Origin of the sequence: Rossellomorea marisflavi (assembly GCF_009806575.1) — a bacterium.
In the GTDB taxonomy this organism is placed as follows: domain Bacteria; phylum Bacillota; class Bacilli; order Bacillales; family Bacillaceae_B; genus Rossellomorea; species Rossellomorea marisflavi_A.
In genome coordinates, this window is the sequence record NZ_CP047095.1 from 399,275 (window position 1) to 419,927 (window position 20,653).

Annotated in this window: 22 protein-coding genes; 18 read left to right on the forward strand and 4 right to left on the reverse strand. The window is 50.6% G+C overall.

Features of this window, described 5'->3' with window-relative positions:
• The first annotated feature begins 9 nt into the window (after nt 1-9).
• From argJ to D5E69_RS02165, 7 genes are all read left to right on the forward strand, one after another.
• Nucleotides 10-1,239 carry a bifunctional ornithine acetyltransferase/N-acetylglutamate synthase gene (argJ, locus tag D5E69_RS02135; protein ID WP_048007523.1) on the forward strand — a complete coding sequence of 410 codons (1,230 nt, stop codon included), beginning with the start codon at nt 10-12 and terminating at the stop codon, nt 1,237-1,239.
• Nucleotides 1,220-2,011: an acetylglutamate kinase gene (gene argB, locus D5E69_RS02140; protein WP_048014875.1), complete on the forward strand. Its 792-nt coding sequence runs from the start codon at nt 1,220-1,222 to the stop codon at nt 2,009-2,011. Before argJ ends, argB begins: the two co-directional genes overlap by 20 nt.
• The gene (gene argD, locus D5E69_RS02145) at nt 2,008-3,156 is read left to right on the forward strand and encodes an acetylornithine transaminase (protein ID WP_048012150.1); all 1,149 of its coding nucleotides are present in this window, start codon (nt 2,008-2,010) and stop codon (nt 3,154-3,156) included. The genes argB and argD overlap by 4 nt, the downstream gene beginning before the upstream one ends.
• A gap of 135 nt (nt 3,157-3,291) precedes the next feature.
• Entirely contained in the window at nt 3,292-4,356 is a 1,065-nt protein-coding gene (locus D5E69_RS02150; RefSeq protein WP_048007526.1) for a carbamoyl phosphate synthase small subunit, read from the forward strand.
• Complete coding sequence (gene carB, locus D5E69_RS02155; protein ID WP_048014877.1) at nt 4,349-7,420, forward strand: carbamoyl-phosphate synthase (glutamine-hydrolyzing) large subunit; 3,072 nt, start codon at nt 4,349-4,351, stop codon at nt 7,418-7,420. The genes D5E69_RS02150 and carB overlap by 8 nt, the downstream gene beginning before the upstream one ends.
• Nucleotides 7,417-8,364 carry an ornithine carbamoyltransferase gene (gene argF / locus D5E69_RS02160; protein WP_048012153.1) on the forward strand — a complete coding sequence of 316 codons (948 nt, stop codon included), beginning with the start codon at nt 7,417-7,419 and terminating at the stop codon, nt 8,362-8,364. Before carB ends, argF begins: the two co-directional genes overlap by 4 nt.
• Before the next feature lie 223 nt (nt 8,365-8,587).
• Nucleotides 8,588-9,028 carry a YueI family protein gene (locus D5E69_RS02165; RefSeq protein ID WP_231578691.1) on the forward strand — a complete coding sequence of 147 codons (441 nt, stop codon included), beginning with the start codon at nt 8,588-8,590 and terminating at the stop codon, nt 9,026-9,028.
• Here the strand turns inward: D5E69_RS02165 and D5E69_RS02170 are convergent.
• Nucleotides 9,009-10,082, reverse strand: coding sequence for an AbrB family transcriptional regulator (locus D5E69_RS02170; RefSeq protein ID WP_048007530.1), 1,074 nt, complete (start codon nt 10,080-10,082; stop codon nt 9,009-9,011). The genes D5E69_RS02165 and D5E69_RS02170 overlap by 20 nt on opposite strands.
• A 32-nt stretch (nt 10,083-10,114) precedes the next feature.
• The gene (locus tag D5E69_RS02175; RefSeq protein ID WP_048007531.1) at nt 10,115-10,471 is read right to left on the reverse strand and encodes a cupin domain-containing protein; all 357 of its coding nucleotides are present in this window, start codon (nt 10,469-10,471) and stop codon (nt 10,115-10,117) included.
• 215 nt (nt 10,472-10,686) lie between these two features.
• Between D5E69_RS02175 and gatC the strand changes: the two genes are divergently transcribed.
• From gatC to gatB, 3 genes are read left to right on the forward strand one after another with little or no spacing between them, the layout of a single operon-like run.
• Nucleotides 10,687-10,977: an Asp-tRNA(Asn)/Glu-tRNA(Gln) amidotransferase subunit GatC gene (gene gatC, locus D5E69_RS02180; protein ID WP_048007532.1), complete on the forward strand. Its 291-nt coding sequence runs from the start codon at nt 10,687-10,689 to the stop codon at nt 10,975-10,977.
• Between the two features lie 12 nt (nt 10,978-10,989).
• Entirely contained in the window at nt 10,990-12,450 is a 1,461-nt protein-coding gene (gene gatA, locus D5E69_RS02185; protein WP_048014878.1) for an Asp-tRNA(Asn)/Glu-tRNA(Gln) amidotransferase subunit GatA, read from the forward strand.
• Nucleotides 12,451-12,464: 14 nt separating this feature from the next.
• Complete coding sequence (gene gatB, locus D5E69_RS02190) at nt 12,465-13,895, forward strand: Asp-tRNA(Asn)/Glu-tRNA(Gln) amidotransferase subunit GatB (protein WP_048007534.1); 1,431 nt, start codon at nt 12,465-12,467, stop codon at nt 13,893-13,895.
• 1,054 nt (nt 13,896-14,949) lie between these two features.
• On the opposite strand, the gene D5E69_RS02195 is transcribed toward gatB, so the two are convergent.
• Entirely contained in the window at nt 14,950-15,105 is a 156-nt protein-coding gene (locus tag D5E69_RS02195) for a hypothetical protein (RefSeq protein ID WP_156183310.1), read from the reverse strand.
• A 131-nt stretch (nt 15,106-15,236) separates the two neighbouring features.
• Here D5E69_RS02195 and D5E69_RS02200 point away from each other — a divergent pair, with 131 nt between their 5' ends.
• The 6 genes from D5E69_RS02200 to D5E69_RS02220 all read left to right on the forward strand — a co-directional run bounded on the left by D5E69_RS02200 (nt 15,237) and on the right by D5E69_RS02220 (nt 19,313).
• A complete protein-coding gene (locus D5E69_RS02200) occupies nt 15,237-15,635 on the forward strand; it encodes a DUF4257 domain-containing protein (RefSeq protein ID WP_160140957.1) in 399 nt (132 codons plus the stop codon).
• A complete protein-coding gene (locus D5E69_RS23460; protein WP_156450566.1) occupies nt 15,607-15,765 on the forward strand; it encodes a hypothetical protein in 159 nt (52 codons plus the stop codon). Before D5E69_RS02200 ends, D5E69_RS23460 begins: the two co-directional genes overlap by 29 nt.
• Before the next feature lie 420 nt (nt 15,766-16,185).
• Entirely contained in the window at nt 16,186-16,752 is a 567-nt protein-coding gene (locus tag D5E69_RS02205; protein ID WP_048007536.1) for a thioredoxin family protein, read from the forward strand.
• A gap of 185 nt (nt 16,753-16,937) precedes the next feature.
• A complete protein-coding gene (locus D5E69_RS02210) occupies nt 16,938-17,291 on the forward strand; it encodes a helix-turn-helix domain-containing protein (RefSeq protein ID WP_262370594.1) in 354 nt (117 codons plus the stop codon).
• A gap of 142 nt (nt 17,292-17,433) precedes the next feature.
• Nucleotides 17,434-18,231, forward strand: coding sequence for an arylamine N-acetyltransferase (locus D5E69_RS02215; protein WP_048012155.1), 798 nt, complete (start codon nt 17,434-17,436; stop codon nt 18,229-18,231).
• 167 nt (nt 18,232-18,398) lie between these two features.
• Nucleotides 18,399-19,313: a diacylglycerol kinase gene (locus D5E69_RS02220; RefSeq protein ID WP_048007539.1), complete on the forward strand. Its 915-nt coding sequence runs from the start codon at nt 18,399-18,401 to the stop codon at nt 19,311-19,313.
• Between the two features lie 83 nt (nt 19,314-19,396).
• Here the strand turns inward: D5E69_RS02220 and D5E69_RS02225 are convergent, their stop codons facing one another.
• The gene (locus D5E69_RS02225) at nt 19,397-19,744 is read right to left on the reverse strand and encodes a hypothetical protein (protein WP_048012156.1); all 348 of its coding nucleotides are present in this window, start codon (nt 19,742-19,744) and stop codon (nt 19,397-19,399) included.
• Between the two features lie 247 nt (nt 19,745-19,991).
• Here D5E69_RS02225 and D5E69_RS02230 point away from each other — a divergent pair, with 247 nt between their 5' ends.
• Nucleotides 19,992-20,297, forward strand: coding sequence for an antibiotic biosynthesis monooxygenase family protein (locus tag D5E69_RS02230; RefSeq protein WP_048012157.1), 306 nt, complete (start codon nt 19,992-19,994; stop codon nt 20,295-20,297).
• Entirely contained in the window at nt 20,297-20,653 is a 357-nt protein-coding gene (locus D5E69_RS02235; protein WP_048007542.1) for a hypothetical protein, read from the forward strand. The genes D5E69_RS02230 and D5E69_RS02235 overlap by 1 nt, the downstream gene beginning before the upstream one ends.

Sequence of the window (20,653 nt, forward strand, 5' to 3'; positions counted from 1 at the left end):
GGAGAAACCATGAAAGTCAAAGAGAAAGAGGAGATTGTGAAGGTACAGGGAGGAACGATCCTTTCTCCCAAAGGCTATCAGGCCGGAGGACTTCATATCGGACTCCGTTATGCAAAAAAAGATTTCGGGGTCATTTACAGCGAAGTACCGGCGAACTGCGGGGCGGTCTATACCCAGAGTCACTTCCAGGCTCCTCCTCTCAAAGTCACCCAGGAAAGCATCGGGAAAAAAGGGCTTCTGCAAGCCATTGTCGTCAACAGCGCAATTGCCAATGCATGCACCGGCGAGCAGGGTTTGAAGGACGCCTATCAGACAAGGGAGTGGATGGCGGAGCGATTGCAGCTTCCTGAAGAATACATCGCTGTCGCATCCACCGGTGTAATCGGGGAATGGCTTCAGATGGATAAGATGGAGCGGGGGTGCAAGGAGGTCGAACTGACGGATTCACAGGAAGGAGCCGCTGCATTCCAGCAGGCGATCCTCACGACGGACACCATCGAAAAGACGTCATGCTACAGGGTGAAAGTCGGTGAAGAGACCATCACCATCGGGGGCTCTGCAAAAGGTTCAGGGATGATCCATCCGAATATGGCAACGATGCTCGGATTCGTCACAACGGACGCCTCCATCTCGACTCCTGCCCTGCAAGCCGCCCTGAAGACCTCCATCGACGGATCGTTCAATCAGATCACCGTAGACGGGGAGACGTCGACGAATGATATGGTGGTCGTGATGGCCAATGGACTGGCCGGGAATGAAGAACTTCACGAGCAGCACCCTGATTGGTCCTCTTTCCAAGAGGCGCTGACCCTTGTGTGTGAAGACCTTGCCAAACAGATCGCGCGCGATGGAGAGGGTGCCACGAAGCTGATCGAAGTGTCCGTCAAAGGGGCCCATACCGACGGTGAAGCCAATGTCGTAGCCAAAAAGGTCGTCGGTTCCAGCCTGGTGAAGACGGCTCTTTTCGGAGGGGATCCAAATTGGGGACGCATCGTAGGAGCCATGGGCCACAGCGACATCAAGATTCAGCCTGAGCTTTGCGATATCTTCATCGGCGAGACGCTCGTCTTCACCTCTGGAACACCCCAGGCATTCGATGAAGCACTGGTGAGCGAGTATATGAAAAATGAAAAAGTGTGCATCTCCATCATCCTTCAGGAAGGTAGCGGTGTAGGGAAGGCTTGGGGGTGTGATCTGACTTATGACTACGTCAAGATCAATGCAAGCTACCGGACATAAGGAAACGGTCGTCGTCAAAGTGGGGGGGAGCATCATGTCTCAGCTTCCATCATCCTTTATCGACAGCATCGCTACCATGGCTGAAGACTATCATGTGGTCATCGTCCATGGAGGCGGACCGGAAATCAACGGGATGCTCGAAAAGCTCGGCATCCGCTCCACCTTCATCAACGGTCAACGGAAGACGACGGATGAAGTGTTCGAGGTGGCAGAGCAGATGCTGAAAGGAAAAGTGAATGGTGATCTGACCCACCGCTTCAATCACTCCGGCGTAAAAGCCGTGGGTGTGTGCGGCTACGACAGCCGTCTCCTTCTTGCCGAATTCCTGAATGAGGGGGTCCTCGGACGGGTGGGGAAAGTGGTGAAGGTGCAGGCCGACCTTCTTGAGGATCTCCTTTCCCTTGGATACGTTCCCGTTGTCACCCCCTTGGCCGTCACATCCGACGGTGTGAAGGTGAACGTCAATGCCGATCTCGGCGCTTCGGCGATCGCAGCAGGTCTCGGGGCTGAACGGCTATTATTGGTCACGGACGTCCCGGGCATCCTGAAGGACGGCGATCTTATACGTGAAACCACAGTGGAGGGCATCCACTCCCTTGTGGAGGAAGGAACCATTTACGGCGGGATGATCCCGAAGGTCGAAGCGGCTGTTTCCACCCTTGATTCAGGCATGAAGGAAGTCATGATTGTCGGAGGGAAAGGGAGCCTCTACGAAGAAGGGAAGATTGTCGGGACGAAAATCATACAAGCAGGAGGAGTCAATCGATTATGAGTCATTTATTCCCCACGTATAATCGCTGGGAACTTGAACTGGTTTCAGGTAAAGGGACGGTCGTGAAGGACGGGGAAGGGCGCTCGTATCTCGACTTCATATCAGGCATAGCCGTATGCAATCTCGGGCACTCTCCCGAAGTGGTGAAAGAGGCGGTGAAGGAGCAGCTGGAGAAGGTGTGGCATGTATCCAATCTGTTCCCCATCACGGCCCAGGAAGAGGTCGGAGCCCTTCTGACGGAAAACACGGATCTTGACGCCGTATTCTTCTGCAACAGCGGTGCCGAAGCGAATGAAGCCGCCATCAAGCTGGCCAAGAAGCACACGGGTAGAACGAAGATCCTGACGTTCAAACAATCCTTCCATGGTCGGACGTTTGCCACGATGAGCGCCACCGGTCAGGAAAAGGTGCACAGCGGCTTTGGCCCCCTGGCACCTTCCTTTGACTATTTACCATATAACGACGAATCGGCCCTTGAAGGCATCAAGGGTGACGAGATAGCCGCCATCATGGTGGAAATCATCCAGGGCGAGGGGGGCGTGATTCCGGGTACATCCTCTTTTCTAAAAGCAGTCCAAGCGAAGTGCAGTGAATGGGGAGCGCTCCTCATCGTCGATGAAGTCCAAACCGGTATCGGCCGTACGGGTGCACCATTTGCATACCAGCATCATGATCTGGATCCTGACATCGTCACGGCGGCGAAGGGGCTTGGTAGCGGTTTTCCTGTCGGCGCCATGATCGGGAAGAAGGCCCTCACTGCTTCATTCTCACCTGGCACACACGGCTCCACGTTCGGTGGGAATCCCCTTGCAATGGCTGCAGCCAAAGCAACACTTGAGACGATCTTCGTCCCTTCTTTCTTACAGGAAGTGAAGGATAAGGGAGTTTACTTCATGAAGGAACTGAACGATAAGCTGTCCAATCATAACGTCTCCATCAGGGGGAACGGACTCATGATCGGGATCGGGCTTGAGTCGGAAGCAGGGGGCATCATCGCGGATCTCAGGGAGAACGGACTTCTGACGCTCCCGGCTGGTCCGAAGGTGATCCGACTCCTGCCGCCATTGACCGTCAGCCGGGATGAGATCGACCAAGCGGTAACAAAAGTAGAAGAAGCACTCGGCAAGGCAACGGCCGTGGTGTAAGGAGGGAGAGCCAGGTGACCGGCCGTACAGTCGGTCATCAGGCAGACCACCTTTGATTCTCGTTCTTTTTTTGATTATAAATGTATAAAAATACTTATTTATTAATATTAATTCATACACCAAGGAGGAAGTCCCATGCCGGGTTATCTATGTTTGGAAAATGGCCTCACCTTTCAGGGGGAGGTTCACATGAGCGGGAAGGGTCCCGCATTGGGAGAAATCGTATTTTTCACTGGAATGACAGGCTACCAGGAAGTATTGACCGATCCGTCGTATAAAGATCAGATTGTCGTCTTTACTTATCCCCTGATCGGCCAGTACGGGATCAACGATGATGATTCCGAAAGCATGAAGCCCCAGGTGAAGGGTGTGATCATGCTACAGACGCCGGATGTGTATTCCCATTATCACGCCAACTCTTCCTTGAAGGAGTACCTCTTGAAGTGGGAAATCCCACATATGACGGGAGTCGATACCCGTCAGGTAGTCAAATCGATCCGGCAGGGAGGCAGTCAGAATGCCTGTATATCCCATACACCTGTTATGCCATCGAAACAACATTTGACCGGTCAGATCGGACGGGTGGCCGCTCAGTCCCTGCAGCGCCAAGGAAGCGGGAATCCCCATATTGCCGTCATCGATTTCGGCGTAAAGAAGTCCATCGTCAACAGTTTACTTCAGTTGGACTGTTCCGTGACGGTGGTCCCTTTCCACCAGATCCATCAGCTTGATCATCTTGAGTACGACGGATTGGTCCTCTCCAACGGACCCGGGGATCCAAAGGAAATGACGGGGCTTTTGCCCGTGCTGAAGGAGAAGATCCTCGAGGTGCCGACCTTGGGCATTTGTCTCGGTCACCAGCTTATCGCCCTTGCCCTCGGCGGGAATACAGAGAAGCTCTTGTTCGGCCATCGGGGAGCGAATCACCCCGTGATCGATGGAGAGACGGGTAAAGTGTTCATCACTTCCCAGAATCATAACTATGTTGTTGAGCCGGCGAGCCTTGCCGGCACGGAGCTGTATCCGCGCTTCCGGAATGTGAATGATGGCTCCCTTGAGGGGCTTCAGCACAGGACCAAGCCGATCGTGAGCGTCCAGTTCCATCCGGAAGCCCGTCCAGGCCCGGAAGATGCAGCTTGGATATTCGAACAGTTCCATCAATCCATTACAAAGTCAGGGAGAGAGAAAATCTATGCCTAAAGAGCCAACACTAAAGAAGATCCTCATCATCGGTTCAGGCCCCATCATTATCGGCCAAGCGGCGGAATTCGATTATTCCGGGACGCAGGGGTGCCTGGCCCTGAAAGAAGAAGGCTATGAAGTCGTCCTTGTGAACCATAACCCTGCAACGATCATGACGGATACGACGTATGCAGATAAGGTGTACTGTGAGCCGCTCACGGTCCCGTCCCTTACGAAGATCATCGAACTCGAGAAGCCTGACGGGATCCTTGCGAACCTTGGAGGGCAGACGGCATTGAACCTGGCTGTCCAGCTCCATGAACAAGGCATTCTCGATGGTCATGGCGTCAAGCTGCTTGGTACATCGGTTCCTTCGATCCAAAAAGGGGAAGACCGTGAGAAATTCCGTGATCTGATGAATGAACTGGCGCACCCCGTTGCGGAAAGTGCCATCGTCGAAGATCTGGAAGGGGCCCTTGCATTCGCAGAGACCGTTTCCTATCCGGTCATCGTCCGTCCGGCGTATACACTCGGGGGACGCGGTGGCGGTATTGCAGCGACCGAGGAAGAATACCGAAAGCTTGTCGGGACGGGATTGAAGGCGAGCCCGATCCATCAACTCCTCGTGGAGAAGAGCATTGCAGGCTTCAAGGAAATCGAGTATGAGGTCATGAGAGATTCGAAAGGAAACTGTATATCGGTGTGCAATATGGAAAACTTCGATCCAGTGGGTGTCCATACGGGGGATTCCATCGTGGTGGCCCCGTCGCAGACCTTGACCGATCAGGAATTCCATATGCTGAGGACGGCAGCCCTCGATATCGTCGATGCACTCGAAGTGATCGGTGGGTGCAATATACAGTTTGCTTTAGACCCTTACAGCAGCCAATACTATGTGATCGAAGTGAACCCGCGGGTAAGCAGGTCTTCGGCCCTCGCATCAAAAGCGACCGGGTACCCGATTGCAAAGATCGCCGTGAAGCTTGCCGTAGGCTATACGCTTAATGAAATCATCAATCCCCTCACCCGGACGACCTTCGCAAGTTTCGAACCGGCCCTCGACTACGTGGTGGTGAAGTTCCCGAGGTGGCCGTTCGATAAATTCCCGGAAGCCAACCGCGTCCTGGGGACGAAGATGAAGGCGACGGGGGAAGTGATGGCAATCGAGCGCTCCATGGAGGCGGCCTTCCATAAGGCTGTACAATCCCTGGATATATCTTCTCAAGGGCTTGAATTCAAAGGAGAGGTGACGGACGGAGAGTTGCTCCAGAGGATCGGCGTGGCGACGGATCTCCGATTCTTCGAACTACTTGAGCTGATGAGGAGAGGGTATTCCGTGTCGGAGCTGCATGAGAAGACGGAGATTGATTCCCTTTTCCTTGGCGTACTTCAGCATCTGGTGGAAACCGAAAGCAGCCTGAAGAACGGCAATTTGGACGAACACCTTTATAAGCAGGCCAAAGAGCAGCGGTTTGAAGATGATAAAATCTTGGCCTTGTCGGGGAAAAGTCCCGAATTGGTTGCATCATGGAAGGAAGTTCTCAAACCGGTCTTCAAGATGGTGGATACATGTGCCGGTGAATTCGAAGCTGTCACGAACTACGTGTACTCGACCTACTATGGTGAAAATGAAATCGAACCCCTGGAAGGGGAGAAAAAGGTGTTGATCATCGGAGCCGGACCGATCAGGATCGGGCAAGGCGTTGAATTTGATTACAGCGCCGTCAAGGCCATACAGCGCCTGAAGGAACACGGATATACGACCATCACGGTCAATAACAATCCGGAAACGGTCAGTACGGACTATGAAACGGCTGATCGCCTGTACTTTGAGCCGATCACGAAGGAATCCATCCTGGCCATCATTGCCCATGAGTCCATCGATGCCGTCATCGTCCAGTTCGGGGGCCAGACTGCATTGAATCTTGCACGGGATCTTGAAGAACACGGAGTGGAGCTTCTCGGCACATCGTTTGATACCATCGATCATCTTGAAGACCGCGAACGCTTCTACGATCTACTCGACCAACTGGATATCCCTCATGTGAAGGGCGATATCTGCCATAGCAGAAGTGAAGCCATCCAAGTGGCGAAGACCCTCACGTATCCGCTCCTGTGCCGCCCTTCTTATGTAATAGGCGGAAAAGGGATGGTCAAAGTGGAGACAGCAGGGGAACTGAAGGAACTGTTGGAAGAAGCGGAGGCATCCTACTTCCCGATCCTGATCGATGAGTTTAAAGCAGGTGGGGAAGTCGAGGTGGACCTGGTAGCGGACGGAAAAAAAGCCTACATACCAGGCGTCATGGAGCATATTGAACGGGCAGGGGTCCATTCCGGCGACAGCATGTCCATCTTCCCTTCAGAGTCGGTCCCGGAGCACATCGTGGCAAGGATCGGCGAATACGCCGATAGCCTCATCTCGGCCCTTGGTTATAAAGGACTCATGAATATCCAGTTCCTTCTGAAAGATGACGAGCTCCTCATGCTCGAGGTGAACCCGCGGGCGAGCCGGACGATCCCGATCGTAAGCAAGGTCATCGGCTATCCACTCGTCGACATGGCCATTGATCTCCTTGCCGATCCGTCAGCGGAGCTGGAGGCATTCGATGTACCAACCGTTCAGGATGTAAACGTCAAAGGGGTGAAGTATCCTGTCTTCTCTTCCCATGCACTACCCGAACTGGATCAGACTCTGGGAGCCAATATGAAGTCGACTGGAGAAGGGCTTTGCATCGGGCGTACGGTTGAGGAGGCACTGCATAAAGTGTTCGTCACCCTTCATGATGAAATGGAGGCAGGGGGGACGATCTTTGTAGATGCGAAGGACAGTGATCTTGTGAAGCATGGGACCTCTGGAACAACCGGATTTGAAAGCTGGGTGAAGTCCGACGGGGCAGCCCTTTACTATAATGACGAACGCTCAGAAGAAGGCAAGGCGAAAAGGATTGAAGCTCTGGAGGCCGGGATCACCGTGATCACGGAGCCAGCCACCCTCCTCGCGTTCATCAGGAGTCAGGGGGCAGGCGGGACACCGATCCGTTTGACCGAATACAAAATCAAGCAGGGAGTGAACGGAGTATGAAATCAAGTACAGCATTAAAAAGTGTGGGAAATGCGTTCAAGGGGCGTGATGTGGTAACCTGGCTCGATTACTCGACGGATGAAATCCTCGAGCTGCTGGATCTTGCCCAAAGCCTGAAGAAACAGCCCCATTCCAAGAAGCTGGAAGGGAAGACCCTCGCCATGATCTTCGAGAAATCGTCAACCCGCACAAGGGTCTCGTTCGAAGCCGGCATGCTCCAAATGGGAGGGCACGCCATCTACTTGAACTCGAAAGATATCCAGCTTGGAAGGGGGGAGACCATTGCCGATACGGCAAAGGTGTTATCCTCCTATGTAGACGGGATCATGATCAGGACCTTCCACACCGAAACGGTCACCGAGCTTGCAAAGCATGCTACCGTCCCTGTCATCAACGGTCTGTGTGACACCTATCATCCATGCCAGGCCTTGGCAGACGTCCTGACGATCCTTGAATTGAAAGGAAGCTTCAAGGGGGTCAAGGCTGTGTTCATCGGGGATGGCAACAATGTCGCCCACTCGTTCATGATCCTTGCGGCAAAGCTTGGGATGGACGTCGTCGTCTCCTGTCCGGAAGGGTATGAGCCTGTAAAGGAAATCCAGGAGCAGACGCTGCAGCTGGCCAAGCTGAACGGGGGGAGCTATACGCTGCATTATGACCCCATGGAGGCCGTATCCGGTGCGGACATCGTCTATACGGATGTATGGGCGAGCATGGGGCAGGAAGAGGAGACGGAAACCCGCATGGAAGCATTTGCGCCGTATCAAGTGAATGCCGGTCTCATGAGCCAGGCAGCACCAGATGCCAGCTTCCTTCATTGCCTGCCGGCCCATCGTGAGGAAGAGGTCACCGCAGAGGTCATTGATGGACCGCAATCGGCTGTCTTCCAGCAGGCTGAAAACCGCCTCCATGTCCAGAAGGCCATCCTCCAATCCGTCCTATAACGGTGCGGGTTGAAGCGACTTTCAAAAAGTGTAAAAAACGTATTGAAAAACAGTACTTTATCGGATAAAATGAATCGTCGTGATAGGAAAAGGTTCGCTCCCTAAAAGGAAGCGGGCCTTTTCCTTTGAACAAAAAGGAAGCAATCAAGGATTATCATGCATACACATGGGAACATAGAGTGTAGGAAAGCCTATGATTGATTACGTTTGGAGGTGCCTGGTTTTGAGTAAACCGACAATGGATGATTATTTAGAAAATGGAATATATGGGCAGAAGCAGACGAAGCCCGATGAAAGAAGGAAGTTTTTAGGGTCGCTGCGCGAGCGTGTTGTCGTGGCTCTTACGCAGAGTCAGGTAAGGGAAAAGGGCGTCTATAAGGAAGTGCAGGAAGCCCTTAAGGAGAACCCTGAGGCCAGGCTCCTTCTGAACGGTTCAATGAGCTATACCTTCCTCTCAAAATACATCAAACTTGCCGATACATTCAACATCTCCTTCTCCATGGTGACGAATATGGAGACCGAGACGGATGTTGGGCTTGTATTGGCCTACAATGAAGCCATCGACAAAGAAGAGATATTTGTACAGGAAAAGTCATTGAAGAAGAAGGAAGAAGTCAAAAAGAAGAAGAGCATCCTCTCTTCGATCAAGAAGATGCTCTTCTAGGGTTGTCAGGTTCCTTGAAATATGGAAGCTTGAAGATCGCCTTCAGCACGGGCGGCATGAGGAACAGGATGAACAGGATCCTGAACAGATGGTAACCGGTGATGATGGATAGATCGGCTCCGACTGCGTGACCCAGCAGGGCCATCTCTGCCATGCCCCCCGGTGAAAGGCTGATGAAGGCCGTCATGAAGGAGATATGATGCCAGCTGCTGAGCAGGAAGCTGAGCCCGATGGAAAAGGCGAGCAGACCGATCGAGGTGACGACCGACCAAAGGATGAAGGCCGTCAACTGCCTTGAAGGAGAGATATCCAGCATGAAGCTGAAGTAGATCCCAAGGGAAAGCTGGGCCAGGATGATGAACACTCCGGGCATATCCGGCACCCCCGCTCCTCCGATCATGCACCCTCCGATCACCAGGATCGGGCCGAGGAGGAAGGGAGTAGGAAAGCGGATCTTCTTCGCAAAAAGCCCCGTGATGACAGCCACTGCGAAAAAGAGCAACAGTTCCCAACGGAACGACGCCGGATCTGTCGGCGGGACCCCTGACGTATTCGCTGCCTCGCCTCCGAGCAAGGGGCTGAATACGAGAAAGGGGACGATACATACGACACTGAGGACCCTTACAACCTGAAGGATCGTCACCACCGTCAGGTTCACATTTTTCATTTCCTCCCCGAGGACCACCATTTGAGACAACCCTCCCGGCACACTCCCCGTTATGGTGGAGGCCAGGTTGATTCCCGTCGTCTTGGTGATGATGAATGCGAGACCCATGCTGAACACGATGATGAAGATGGTCATCAACAGCATGGTGGGGAGCTGCGTGAAGATCTCCACCACGGTCCGTTTACTGAAGGAATGACCGATGGAATATCCGACGATGACGAGGGCCAGATTCCTCAGCAGAGGTGGCCATTTCAGGTCGAACCTTCCCCATTTTTTCACGATGAACATGGAAACCATGGCCCCGAGCATCCACGATAACGGGATATGGAGAAGAGTGAATAAGCCGCCGCCAAGGAAGCCGACGATCAGTGATGCAAGTATTCGCATAAAGCAGGATCCTTTCTTGATTAATCCCCCGGTTAAAAGGAAGACAGGAAGCGCTGAGGGTCCAAGTCCGAACCTTCCGCGACGATGGCGGTCATGCCCGTTTCAGACCCTGATTCATGCTCTTCGCCTTTGCTCCAATACACAGCCATTCCGGCCTTTACCGGAAGCTTTTCCCCGTCCTTCACCCTTACCCATCCATTGCCGGACGTGATCATAAGCACTTGGTCGCACATGGCCGGATGCATTCCGATGACGCTTTTTTCCTCAAGGTAAAAATATCCGATCTGGAAAGGTGAATCGGGCTTCAAAAGGGGGTGGATCGTCACCCCGCTGCTGTTGAACCGGGTTATGGTTTTACCGGATTCTTTATTGAACTCATATATTTTCATAGCATACACCTCCTCCACTATTTCGTCCAATCGCCGATGGAATCCTCTTTTCTTCGACAGGATGGATCGTTGAGGTTTTTTTGTAACCGAGGAAATGCTTGGTTAAACAGCTGTCTAAGCGTTATCAAGCCTAGACTTGTAGTTGCTTTCACAAAGTGAACTTTGGTATTATCAATAGTATTGCAAGTGTTCGAAATTACCCGGAGGTGAACAGAATGTCCAGAATTTCCGAAGAGCAGGTGAAGCACGTTGCCCACCTGGCACGACTGGCCATCACAGAAGATGAAGTAAAACGATTCACAGGTCAACTTGACGCCATCATCGGCTTCGCTGAGCAGTTGAACGAGCTGGATACGTCCAGTGTCGACGCGACAAGCCATGTACTGGATATGAAGAATGTCATGCGCGAGGACAAGCCGGTCGACGGTCTGCCACGCGAAGACGTATTGAAGAATGCACCGGATCACAAAGACGGACAGGTACGCGTACCATCGATATTGGATTAAGGAGGGATACACATGTCATTATTCGACCATAAATTATCAGAACTTCACGAACTTCTTCATAAGAAGGAAGTATCGGTAACGGATCTCGTAAGCGAATCTTACAAGCGTATCGGCGATGTAGAAGATAAAGTAAAGGCATTCCTCACATTGGATGAAGAGAATGCACGGAATAAAGCAAAAGCCCTTGATGAAAAGCTCGGCACAGATGAAAGCAAAGGCCTTCTATTCGGTATGCCGATCGGAATCAAGGATAACATCGTCACGAAAGGCCTTCGTACGACATCGGGAAGTAAGATCCTTGAGAACTTCGATCCAATCTATGATGCGACTGTCATCAATAAACTACATACAGCCGAAACCATCACGATCGGGAAACTGAATATGGATGAGTTCGCCATGGGTTCTTCCACTGAAAACTCAGGCTACCAAAAGACAAGCAACCCTTGGAATCTTGACACGGTACCAGGCGGTTCTTCAGGTGGATCCGCTGCGTCTGTTGCTGCAGGCGAAGTGCCATTCTCCCTTGGTTCCGACACAGGTGGATCGATCCGCCAGCCGGCAGCTTTCACAGGTACAGTCGGGTTGAAACCGACATATGGCCGCGTGTCCCGTTTCGGACTGATCGCGTTCGCTTCATCCCTTGACCAGATCGGACCGATCACAAGGAACGTAGAAGACAATGCGTATCTCCTTCAGGCGATCGCGGGCGTGGATGCCAATGACTCTACATCTGCAAACGTCGAAGTACCTAATTATGCAGCTGCCCTCACAGGGGACGTGAAAGGCCTGAAGATCGCCGTTCCGAAAGAATACCTCGGAGAAGGCGTTGGCGAAGAAGCGCGTCAGGCGGTCCTTGCTTCCTTGAAGGTCCTTGAAGGACTTGGTGCAACGTGGGAAGAAGTATCCCTTCCACATTCCAAGTATGGTGTGGCGACCTACTATCTCCTTGCATCGTCTGAAGCATCTGCAAACCTTGCCCGCTTCGACGGCGTGCGCTACGGTTACCGCTCACCGAATGCAGACAATCTTCTCGACCTTTATAAGAAAACCCGTGCTGAAGGCTTCGGGGACGAAGTGAAGAGAAGGATCATGCTCGGAACATTCGCCCTAAGCTCAGGCTACTATGATGCATATTACAAAAAAGCACAGCAGGCACGCACGCTGATCAAAAAGGATTTCGAAGATGTATTCGAGAAGTTCGACGTCATCCTCGGGCCAACGACGCCGACACCTGCATTCAAAATCGGTGAAAAGATCGACGATCCACTCACCATGTATGCCAACGATATCCTGACGATTCCGGTCAACCTTGCAGGAGTGCCGGGGATTTCTGTCCCATGCGGCTTCTCTTCCACAGGTCTTCCGCTCGGTCTTCAGATCATCGGAAAGCATTTCGACGAAAGCACTATTTATCGCGTTGCCCATGCATTCGAACAGGCAACGGACTTCCATAAAAAAAGACCACAACTGTAAGGGGGGAATAGAAGATGAACTTTGAAACGATAATCGGACTTGAAGTCCACGTAGAATTGAAGACGGACAGTAAAATGTTCTCTCCGGCTCCGAACCATTTCGGTGCCGATCCGAATACGAATACGAATGTCATCGACCTTGGCTACCCGGGTGTCCTTCCCGTGGTCAATAAGCGCGCAATCGAATTCGGCATGAAGGCCGCCATGGCCCTCAACTGTGAAATCGCCACGGATACGAAGTTCGACCGAAAGAACTACTTCTATCCTGATAATCCGAAAGCCTACCAGATCTCCCAGTTTGACAAGCCGATCGGTGAAAACGGCTGGATCGAAATCGAAGTGAACGGCGAGAAGAAGCGCATCGGTATCACCCGACTTCACCTTGAAGAAGATGCCGGTAAACTGACGCACTCAGGAGACGGGTATTCACTTGTCGACTACAACCGTCAGGGTACGCCCCTTATCGAGATCGTATCAGAGCCGGATATCCGTACACCGGAAGAGGCCTATGCCTATCTTGAAAAGCTGAAATCCATCATCCAATACACCGGTGTTTCCGACTGTAAGATGGAAGAAGGATCCCTCCGCTGCGATGCGAACATCTCCCTCCGTCCGATCGGTCAGGAGAAATTCGGTACAAAAGCAGAGCTTAAGAACCTGAACTCATTCAACTTCGTCAAGAAGGGTCTTGAGCATGAAGTAGTTCGCCAGGAGAAAGTCCTTCTTTCAGGAGGCATCATCGAGCAGGAGACGCGCCGATTCGATGAATCGACGGGTAAAACCCTCCTCATGCGTGTCAAGGAAGGATCGGATGACTATCGTTACTTCCCGGAACCGGATCTATTGAACCTTCATATCGACCAAGAGTGGATGGACCGCATCCGCGCCGAGATCCCTGAGCTTCCAGACGCACGTAAGAAGCGCTACGTGGAAGACATGGGACTGCCGGCATACGATGCCATGGTGTTGACGCTCACGAAGGAAATGTCCGACTTCTTCGAAGCGACTGTCGCCAAGGGTGCAGACTCGAAGCAGGCGTCCAACTGGCTCATGGGTGAGGTTTCTGCTTACCTGAATGCCCAGCAAAAAGAGCTCAGCGATATCGCTTTGACACCTGAAGGTCTTGCTGGAATGATCAGCTTGATCGAGAAGGGGACGATTTCTTCCAAGATCGCGAAGAAAGTGTTCAAGGAGCTTGTGGAAAACGGTGGAGATCCAGAAGTGATCGTGAAGGAGAAGGGACTTGTCCAAATCTCCGATGAGGGTGCCCTCCTCAAGATCGTGACGGAAACACTGGATGCGAATCCACAGTCCATCGAGGACTTCAAGAACGGTAAGGATCGTGCGATTGGATTCCTTGTCGGCCAGATCATGAAGGCGACAAAGGGTCAGGCGAATCCGCCGATGGTCAATAAGCTTCTCTTGCAGGAGATCAAGAAACGCTAAGTGATCCATATGCTAAAAGATATTTCCGAACGACTGTCTATCCTCTTATTGGGGATGGTGGTCGTTCGGTTTTTTTTGTGGAAGCCGTTGTATGGGGTCCGTTCCTTTCGCTGCAATGCACTCTTTGGTTCTAGTTTTGGGATAGAAAGGTAAACAAATCTAATCCAGCTGTTTGTTTAGAGGAGATGGTTAGGGCTTTTCAATTCTTTATGAGGAAGCAGTGGGATGGGTCCGTTCCTTTCCGCTGCAGGCGCTTGCTTTCCAGCGGGGAGGGCGTCGAGCCTCCTCGTGCCTGCGGGGTCTCGCCACTCCTCCTATTCCGCAGGAGTCAAGCGCCTTCCGCTGCAATGCACTCTTTGGTTCTGATTTTGGATTGAAAAGTGACAGATCGCATACCGACATCCTGCTGGTTGTATAGAGGAGATGGTGCTTCTTTTCCAATTCTGATGAGGAAGCAGTGGGATGGGTCCGTTCCTTTCCGCTGCAGTCGCTTGCTTTCCGCGGGGAGGAGATCGAGCCTCCTCGTGCCTGCGGGGTCTCGCCAGTCCTCCTTTCCCGCAGGAGTCAAGCCTTTCGCTGCAATGCACTCTTTGGTTCTGACTTTGGGATTGAAAGGTAATCGGAGCTTGGTGTTTTGGTTTTAGGGAAGGGTGGTGCTTCCTGGTCCTTACTGACAAGGAGGGCAGTGGAGCGGGGGCCGTTCAGTGTACTCTTGGGTTTTGAGGAGCGAATAGGTAAGAATGGTTGTCGGGTGGCTTAGTTAAGAGGGGGACCGGGTGATTCCTGTTCTTCATGAGCAGTTTTTGAGTTTGAGCACAAAAAAGACCCTGTGGCAGGGGGAAAGCGGTGGTTCCGCAAGGCTTCTGCGATTGAGCCATGGAGAGGTTATATGGGGGTGAATGAACATCAGTCCTATTCCCTTTGGGCCGGTTCCCGGGAGGAAAAAGCATTCGGTCATAAGACAAGATCGGATCGAATAGGATAGTTCAGAGTGCAGGTGACGCATCAAGTTATGGAGCTCCGGGTCAGAGCGCGATAAATTCATGCGTCAGCATCACTTGTTGTTTCGTTTGGCCTTTTCGAGGATCTGCTTGGCGAGACGGTAATACGTATCGGCTTCGATCTTGGATTCTGCCCGTTTTAAGTGCATCATATAGTTTTGGAATCGAAGTTTGTCGACAGACGAGACTTTCATCACGATTTTCCTCATTTTCCTGCTCCTTTGATGGACAAAATTGCGTCCAATTGCTTATTCTGAATTTTCTGTAAATAAAATATAATAATAGTAAATGATTCCAGAGGGTGGATAGAATGTCCATAATCGAAGTGATTCTGTTACCAATGTTGATGGGTGGTATTGGGGGCTTGGGACATATCCTGGTATTCAAGAATGGTCATTTCACTTTCCCACGGAAATTCATCGATGACCAGGGTGAGAAACACTATGTGTTTGGTTCGGTCAAGGACATCATCATCGGGGTATTGGCCGGATTCATATCCGTGCTGCCAGTTGTTGATACAGTCCCGGTCTGGTATATCATCTATATCAGTTTATTATCGGGAATCGGGGGAAGTTCCGTCATCACGCGAAAAATCGAACAAAATCTTGCAGAGACGAAGGCGTCTTATATTCAAGAGCTATCTCATTATCAGCTCGAACTGACCTCTAAGGGAGGATCTTCAAATCATAATGAGGTGAAACCTGTTGACGATGTGGAAGAACAAAAGAATCAAGGTTGAACTGCCACCTGAGCAGTATGCCAAAGCCCAGCAGTATCTAGAACGGCTGAAGGAGGCAGATAACCTGGTCGAGCTGAACTACTACTACAAAAAAGTTGCACAAATATTAGGTAAGTCACAAAATGTGTGAGAATCAACCACTGACGATGAGTCAGCTTTTTTTCTGTAAAGGAAAGATGTACCGGGGATACTTCTCTTCTTGACCCATTCACCCTCTGGAGTACCGAAATTCCGGATAGCCTCGCGCTATTCTTTTTTTTTTCTCCCGGGGTGGACGAACAGATATCGACAAAAATAAATGTAGTGGATGGTCATTGTTATGTCAAGGTGTTTTTACCGTTATTTGGTATAGTGAGAGGTGGAAAGGGTGAGAATGATTTTCCATGACCCCTAGAAAACGGGCACTCTACACGAATACTGTCTACATGTGAACAAAAGTGAACCGGACGATAATAAATCTACCCTTATCTCACGTTTTCTTATATTATATGCTTATAGGCATAATGAGACAATTCATTTCTCACTATGCCGATTGAAGGAGGAACCTTTTATGGACTTGATGCAGTGGTATCAAAAGGCGATGTCATCTGACGCCTATTTAGAATATATGAAGGAAAACAAAGAACGGACGGCTTCGATCCTGGAAAAATTCTCGATTCCTGAAGAGGACCGTGAGTTGCTGGAGCGGATCGGGGAGCATTCCCTGAAGGTGATTGCCATCACAGAAGATTGGTGCGGAGATGCCATGGTCAATATCCCCATTCTGTTGAAGCTTGCCGAAGCGGCTGGTATCGAGGTGAAGATGATTCTGAGGGATGAAAATCTTGAACTCATGGATCAGTATCTGACCAACGGGACGTCGCGTTCGATCCCGATCTTCATCTTTATCGATGGAGAAGGAAAGGAACGCATGGTCTGGGGACCGAGGGCCCCTATGGTGAAGAAAGTGGTAGATGATGAGAACGCCAAGCTGCCACCTAAGGATCATGAGGATTTCCCACTGAAGAAAAAGGAAATGATTCAACGACTCGGGAATTTATATTCTACGGACAAGACAATTTGGCAGGAAGTCTATGACAGCCTGAAAACAAGCCTCGTTCAGAGCATCCTGATGTAACGGGAGATGACAAAAGGTATGGGAAAACCGTACCTTTTTGTTTTGGATGCGAATACATGGGGTAATGGTAATTAGTACCTCATATATTGGTAGTTTTTTCCGGTTCACGAACACTGACATTCACGGTAAGATGTTTATGAATGAGGAGTTGAAGCAATGTGATCCACCAGAAGACAAATTCAATCGTGATTGAATCACTGAATAAATTTCCCCATAAAATTCACATAAAATTAGGAGATATCCTAAAAGAAAGAGGATTGACGCAGGGGGACCTTCATCGCTTGACCGGGTTGCGTGTGGCAACGATCAATGAGTTGGTGAACTTTAAGAAAAAGTCACTCACCGTCGCCCATCTTGTATCCATCATGATCGCCCTCAGGATCACGGACCTGCGTGATCTCATCGAGATTGAATTCGATGACGAAGTCAAAGCCTACTTCCAACAAGAGAATGAACGAATGAAGAATGGATTCACCCCCGACCTGAACAAGACCGTTGATCGAAATGTGAGACAGATGTCGGAAGGGACAAAGAATTAAAGAGCGGCCGTATGGCCGCTTTTTTGCTATCATGAACCTACTGAAACAATTTCGTAACGGGAATCCCTGGGCAAAATCCTTTATCATGAAGAGAAGGGGTCTGCAGCCCTGAAGGAAATGATTATGCAGAAAGAGTGATAGCATGCATGCAGTAGCGAACTATGTGGAATTTTTACATATGAAAATAGAAAAGCCGACGCTCAATTATCTCCAGCGCCTCATTGGCCAGCATCTTCTGAAGATCCCCTATGAGACATTCAGCAAATTCCATTACTTTAATTCAGGCGAGACGTATGTGCCGTCCCTTGATACCTTTGTGGACAATCTCCATTCAAGGGGGTGGGGCGGGACGTGTTTCACATTGAACATCAACTTTGGCAGGCTTCTGACGCGTCTCGGGTTTGAATGCCACTTTGTACGTGTCAAGCCCGGTCATCTCGGTCTGATGGTCACCATCGACGGCAGGAAACTATATGTCGATGTAGGGTATGGATCCCCCATCATGAAGCCGATCGAGCTTGAGTCCAGACAAAAGCACATCCTCCATGGATTCGGTGAAGAGATCATCTTCTCGAAGAAGGACCATGTCGAGTTCGAAATCGACAGGCGCTCCAATGGGAAATCGTTCGTAAAAAAAGTGATCGAATGGGTGCCCCTTAATGAGGAAGAGCTTGTACCGGATATCGAAGCTTCCTATGCCGATACGGACGAAAATGTCACGATGAGGAGGATCACTGCGGTCCGCTTCCAAGGCAATCAATGCTACTTCCTCAGGAACCGGTCCCTGAAGGTCATGACCTACCGGAATATCCGCGAATATCAAATGAAGGACTTTGAAAAATGGAAGGAAATCATCCAGGAAGTGTATCAATTCGATTCCTTGGCTCTCCGTGATTCAATCCGCTTCCTTGAAGACAGGAAGATCGATCTTTTTCCGTGACAATCCTCCACACATTGACAATTCATTAGATTTTTCTTTTGAAAAGAGGTATGATATTGTGCGTCGGGTCAGATGCCCAAATGAATATTTCGGACGTATATGTGTATGATGGTACTAGTGGAAACGAACAGACTTATGGAATTCAAATAAGATTAGGATGATGATGGATGAAACGAGCAAGAATTATATATAATCCTACTTCCGGGAGGGAGCTCTTCAAGAAGCATCTTGCCGAAGTACTGATCAAGCTGGAACAGGCAGGTTACGAAACCTCTGTCCATGCAACGATCTGTGAAGGGGATGCAACAAAGGCTGCTCAGATCGCCGTGGAGCGGCGTTATGATATCGTGGTGGCTGCAGGCGGGGACGGCACGCTCAATGAAGTCGTGAACGGTCTTGCCGAACAGGACTACCGTCCCAAGCTTGGGATCGTCCCTATGGGAACGACGAATGACTTTGCCAGGGCCCTCCATATTCCGAGGGATATCAGTTCTGCCATCGATATCATCACGAAGGGCGAGTCGATACCGGTCGATATCGGACGTATGAATGATCGCTACTTCATCAATATCGCAGGTGGCGGAAGGATCACGGAACTTACATATGAAGTGCCGAGCAAGCTGAAGACGATGATCGGACAGCTCGCCTATTACTTGAAAGGCATCGAAATGCTCCCTTCCATCAAGCCGACCGATGTATCGATCGAGTATGACGGGAAACTGTTCGAAGGGGAAGCGATGCTGTTTTTGATCGGTCTGACAAACTCTGTCGGCGGCTTTGAGAAGCTTGCCCCGGATGCGTCGATCAATGATGGATTATTCTCTTTGTTGATACTGAAAAAGACCAACCTGGCAGAATTCATCCGGATTGCGTCCATGGCCCTAAGAGGGGATCATGTCAAGGATCCGCACGTCATTTATACGCAGGCCAACCGCATCAAGATCAAGGCGAAGGAAAAAGTGCAGCTGAACGTAGACGGCGAGCTCGGTGGTGTCCTTCCAGCCGAATTCGAGAATCTTTACCGCCATCTCCAGGTGTTTGTCCCGTTAGATAAGATCCGACCGGAAGACAAGGCACTGTGATGAAGAATTAAAAAACCGGATGACCATTGCGATTTCAATCGAAATGCATGGAATCCGGTTTTTTGTCGTGATCCGTTATTCTTCTACATGAGGACGACCAGATAAAAGACGACCGGGAAGCCGATCAGGAAAATCCATCCGATCTGCTGCTTATGACGAAAAGGGACCTTCCGGACGACCCATGAAAGGATGTGGGCGGCCATGACGTAGAAGAAAACCCAGATAAGCTGGCTGACTACGAAAACGAAAAGGTAGGCGAGTATGGTTTCCGATTTCAACAGGAGCGAAACGCCGAATCCGAATGTCAGGACGAGGAATGTCAGGCCTATCAGTATGTATGGGAGCCACCAGCTGCGGGTCTTCAGGGTGAGGAATACCCCTATCAGGACGTTCATGAGCAAGATCATATTTACAAGAAATTCTTCATTCATAGTATCTACCTACTTTGTTCCGGCACGATGCTGGTTTCTACCTACCACCATTCCCCTTGAGCGGTGAAGGTAAACGAGTCAGGAATTGACAGACTTTCCACTGAAAAGCCCTAGGGGATGGGGTTCATCGCCCTCATATTCTCGTAAATCCGGCTTCCGGTCAATAGGAATTGTTTCCTGACTAATACCTCGTGTGGTACAGTGTATGAAACAAGTACGACCAATGAGCCATGAAAGGGTGAGGGCCATGTATATCGTTCATTCAACATTCAATGTTCCGCCGGAAAAAGCCGATGAAGTCATCTCCATCTACCAAAATCGTTCCGGACTGGTGGATCAGGCGGAAGGATTTCAGCGCTTCCTGCTTTTGCAAAATGAGAAGAAGTCTGGGGAAATAACAGTACATATGGAATGGGATACAAAGAAACATTTCCTGACTTGGGTTCAGGGGGAAGATTTCAAGAGGATTCATGAGCTTGAGAAGAAATACCCGGATCAGGGGCTTGCTGCCATCGTGCCATCCATCGATAAGTTCAAGGTGGTGGCATACTGATGCAGGACCAACTCTTGATTGATGATGTCGTGGAAAAGCTATATAAGCGTTATCCGGAACTTCAGGATCGTTTCGGTGAAGAAGGGCGGAGAAAGTGCCGGGAGGACAATGTCCACCATTTCAACTATCTACAATCGGCTGCGGATGTGGGGGAAGAGAAGGTTTTCGTCGACTACGCCGTTTGGTTGAACAGCGTCCTGGTGAGCAGAGGCATGAAACCAGACCATCTGATCGATAATTTTGTCTGCATCCAGGAAGCGATCGAAGAAGGGGAGGGCGACGAGCGTTTCATCTCCTATCTGCAGGCGGCCATCCGGTCCATCCGTCCGGGGATGAAGGCTGAAACCCCTTCCTAA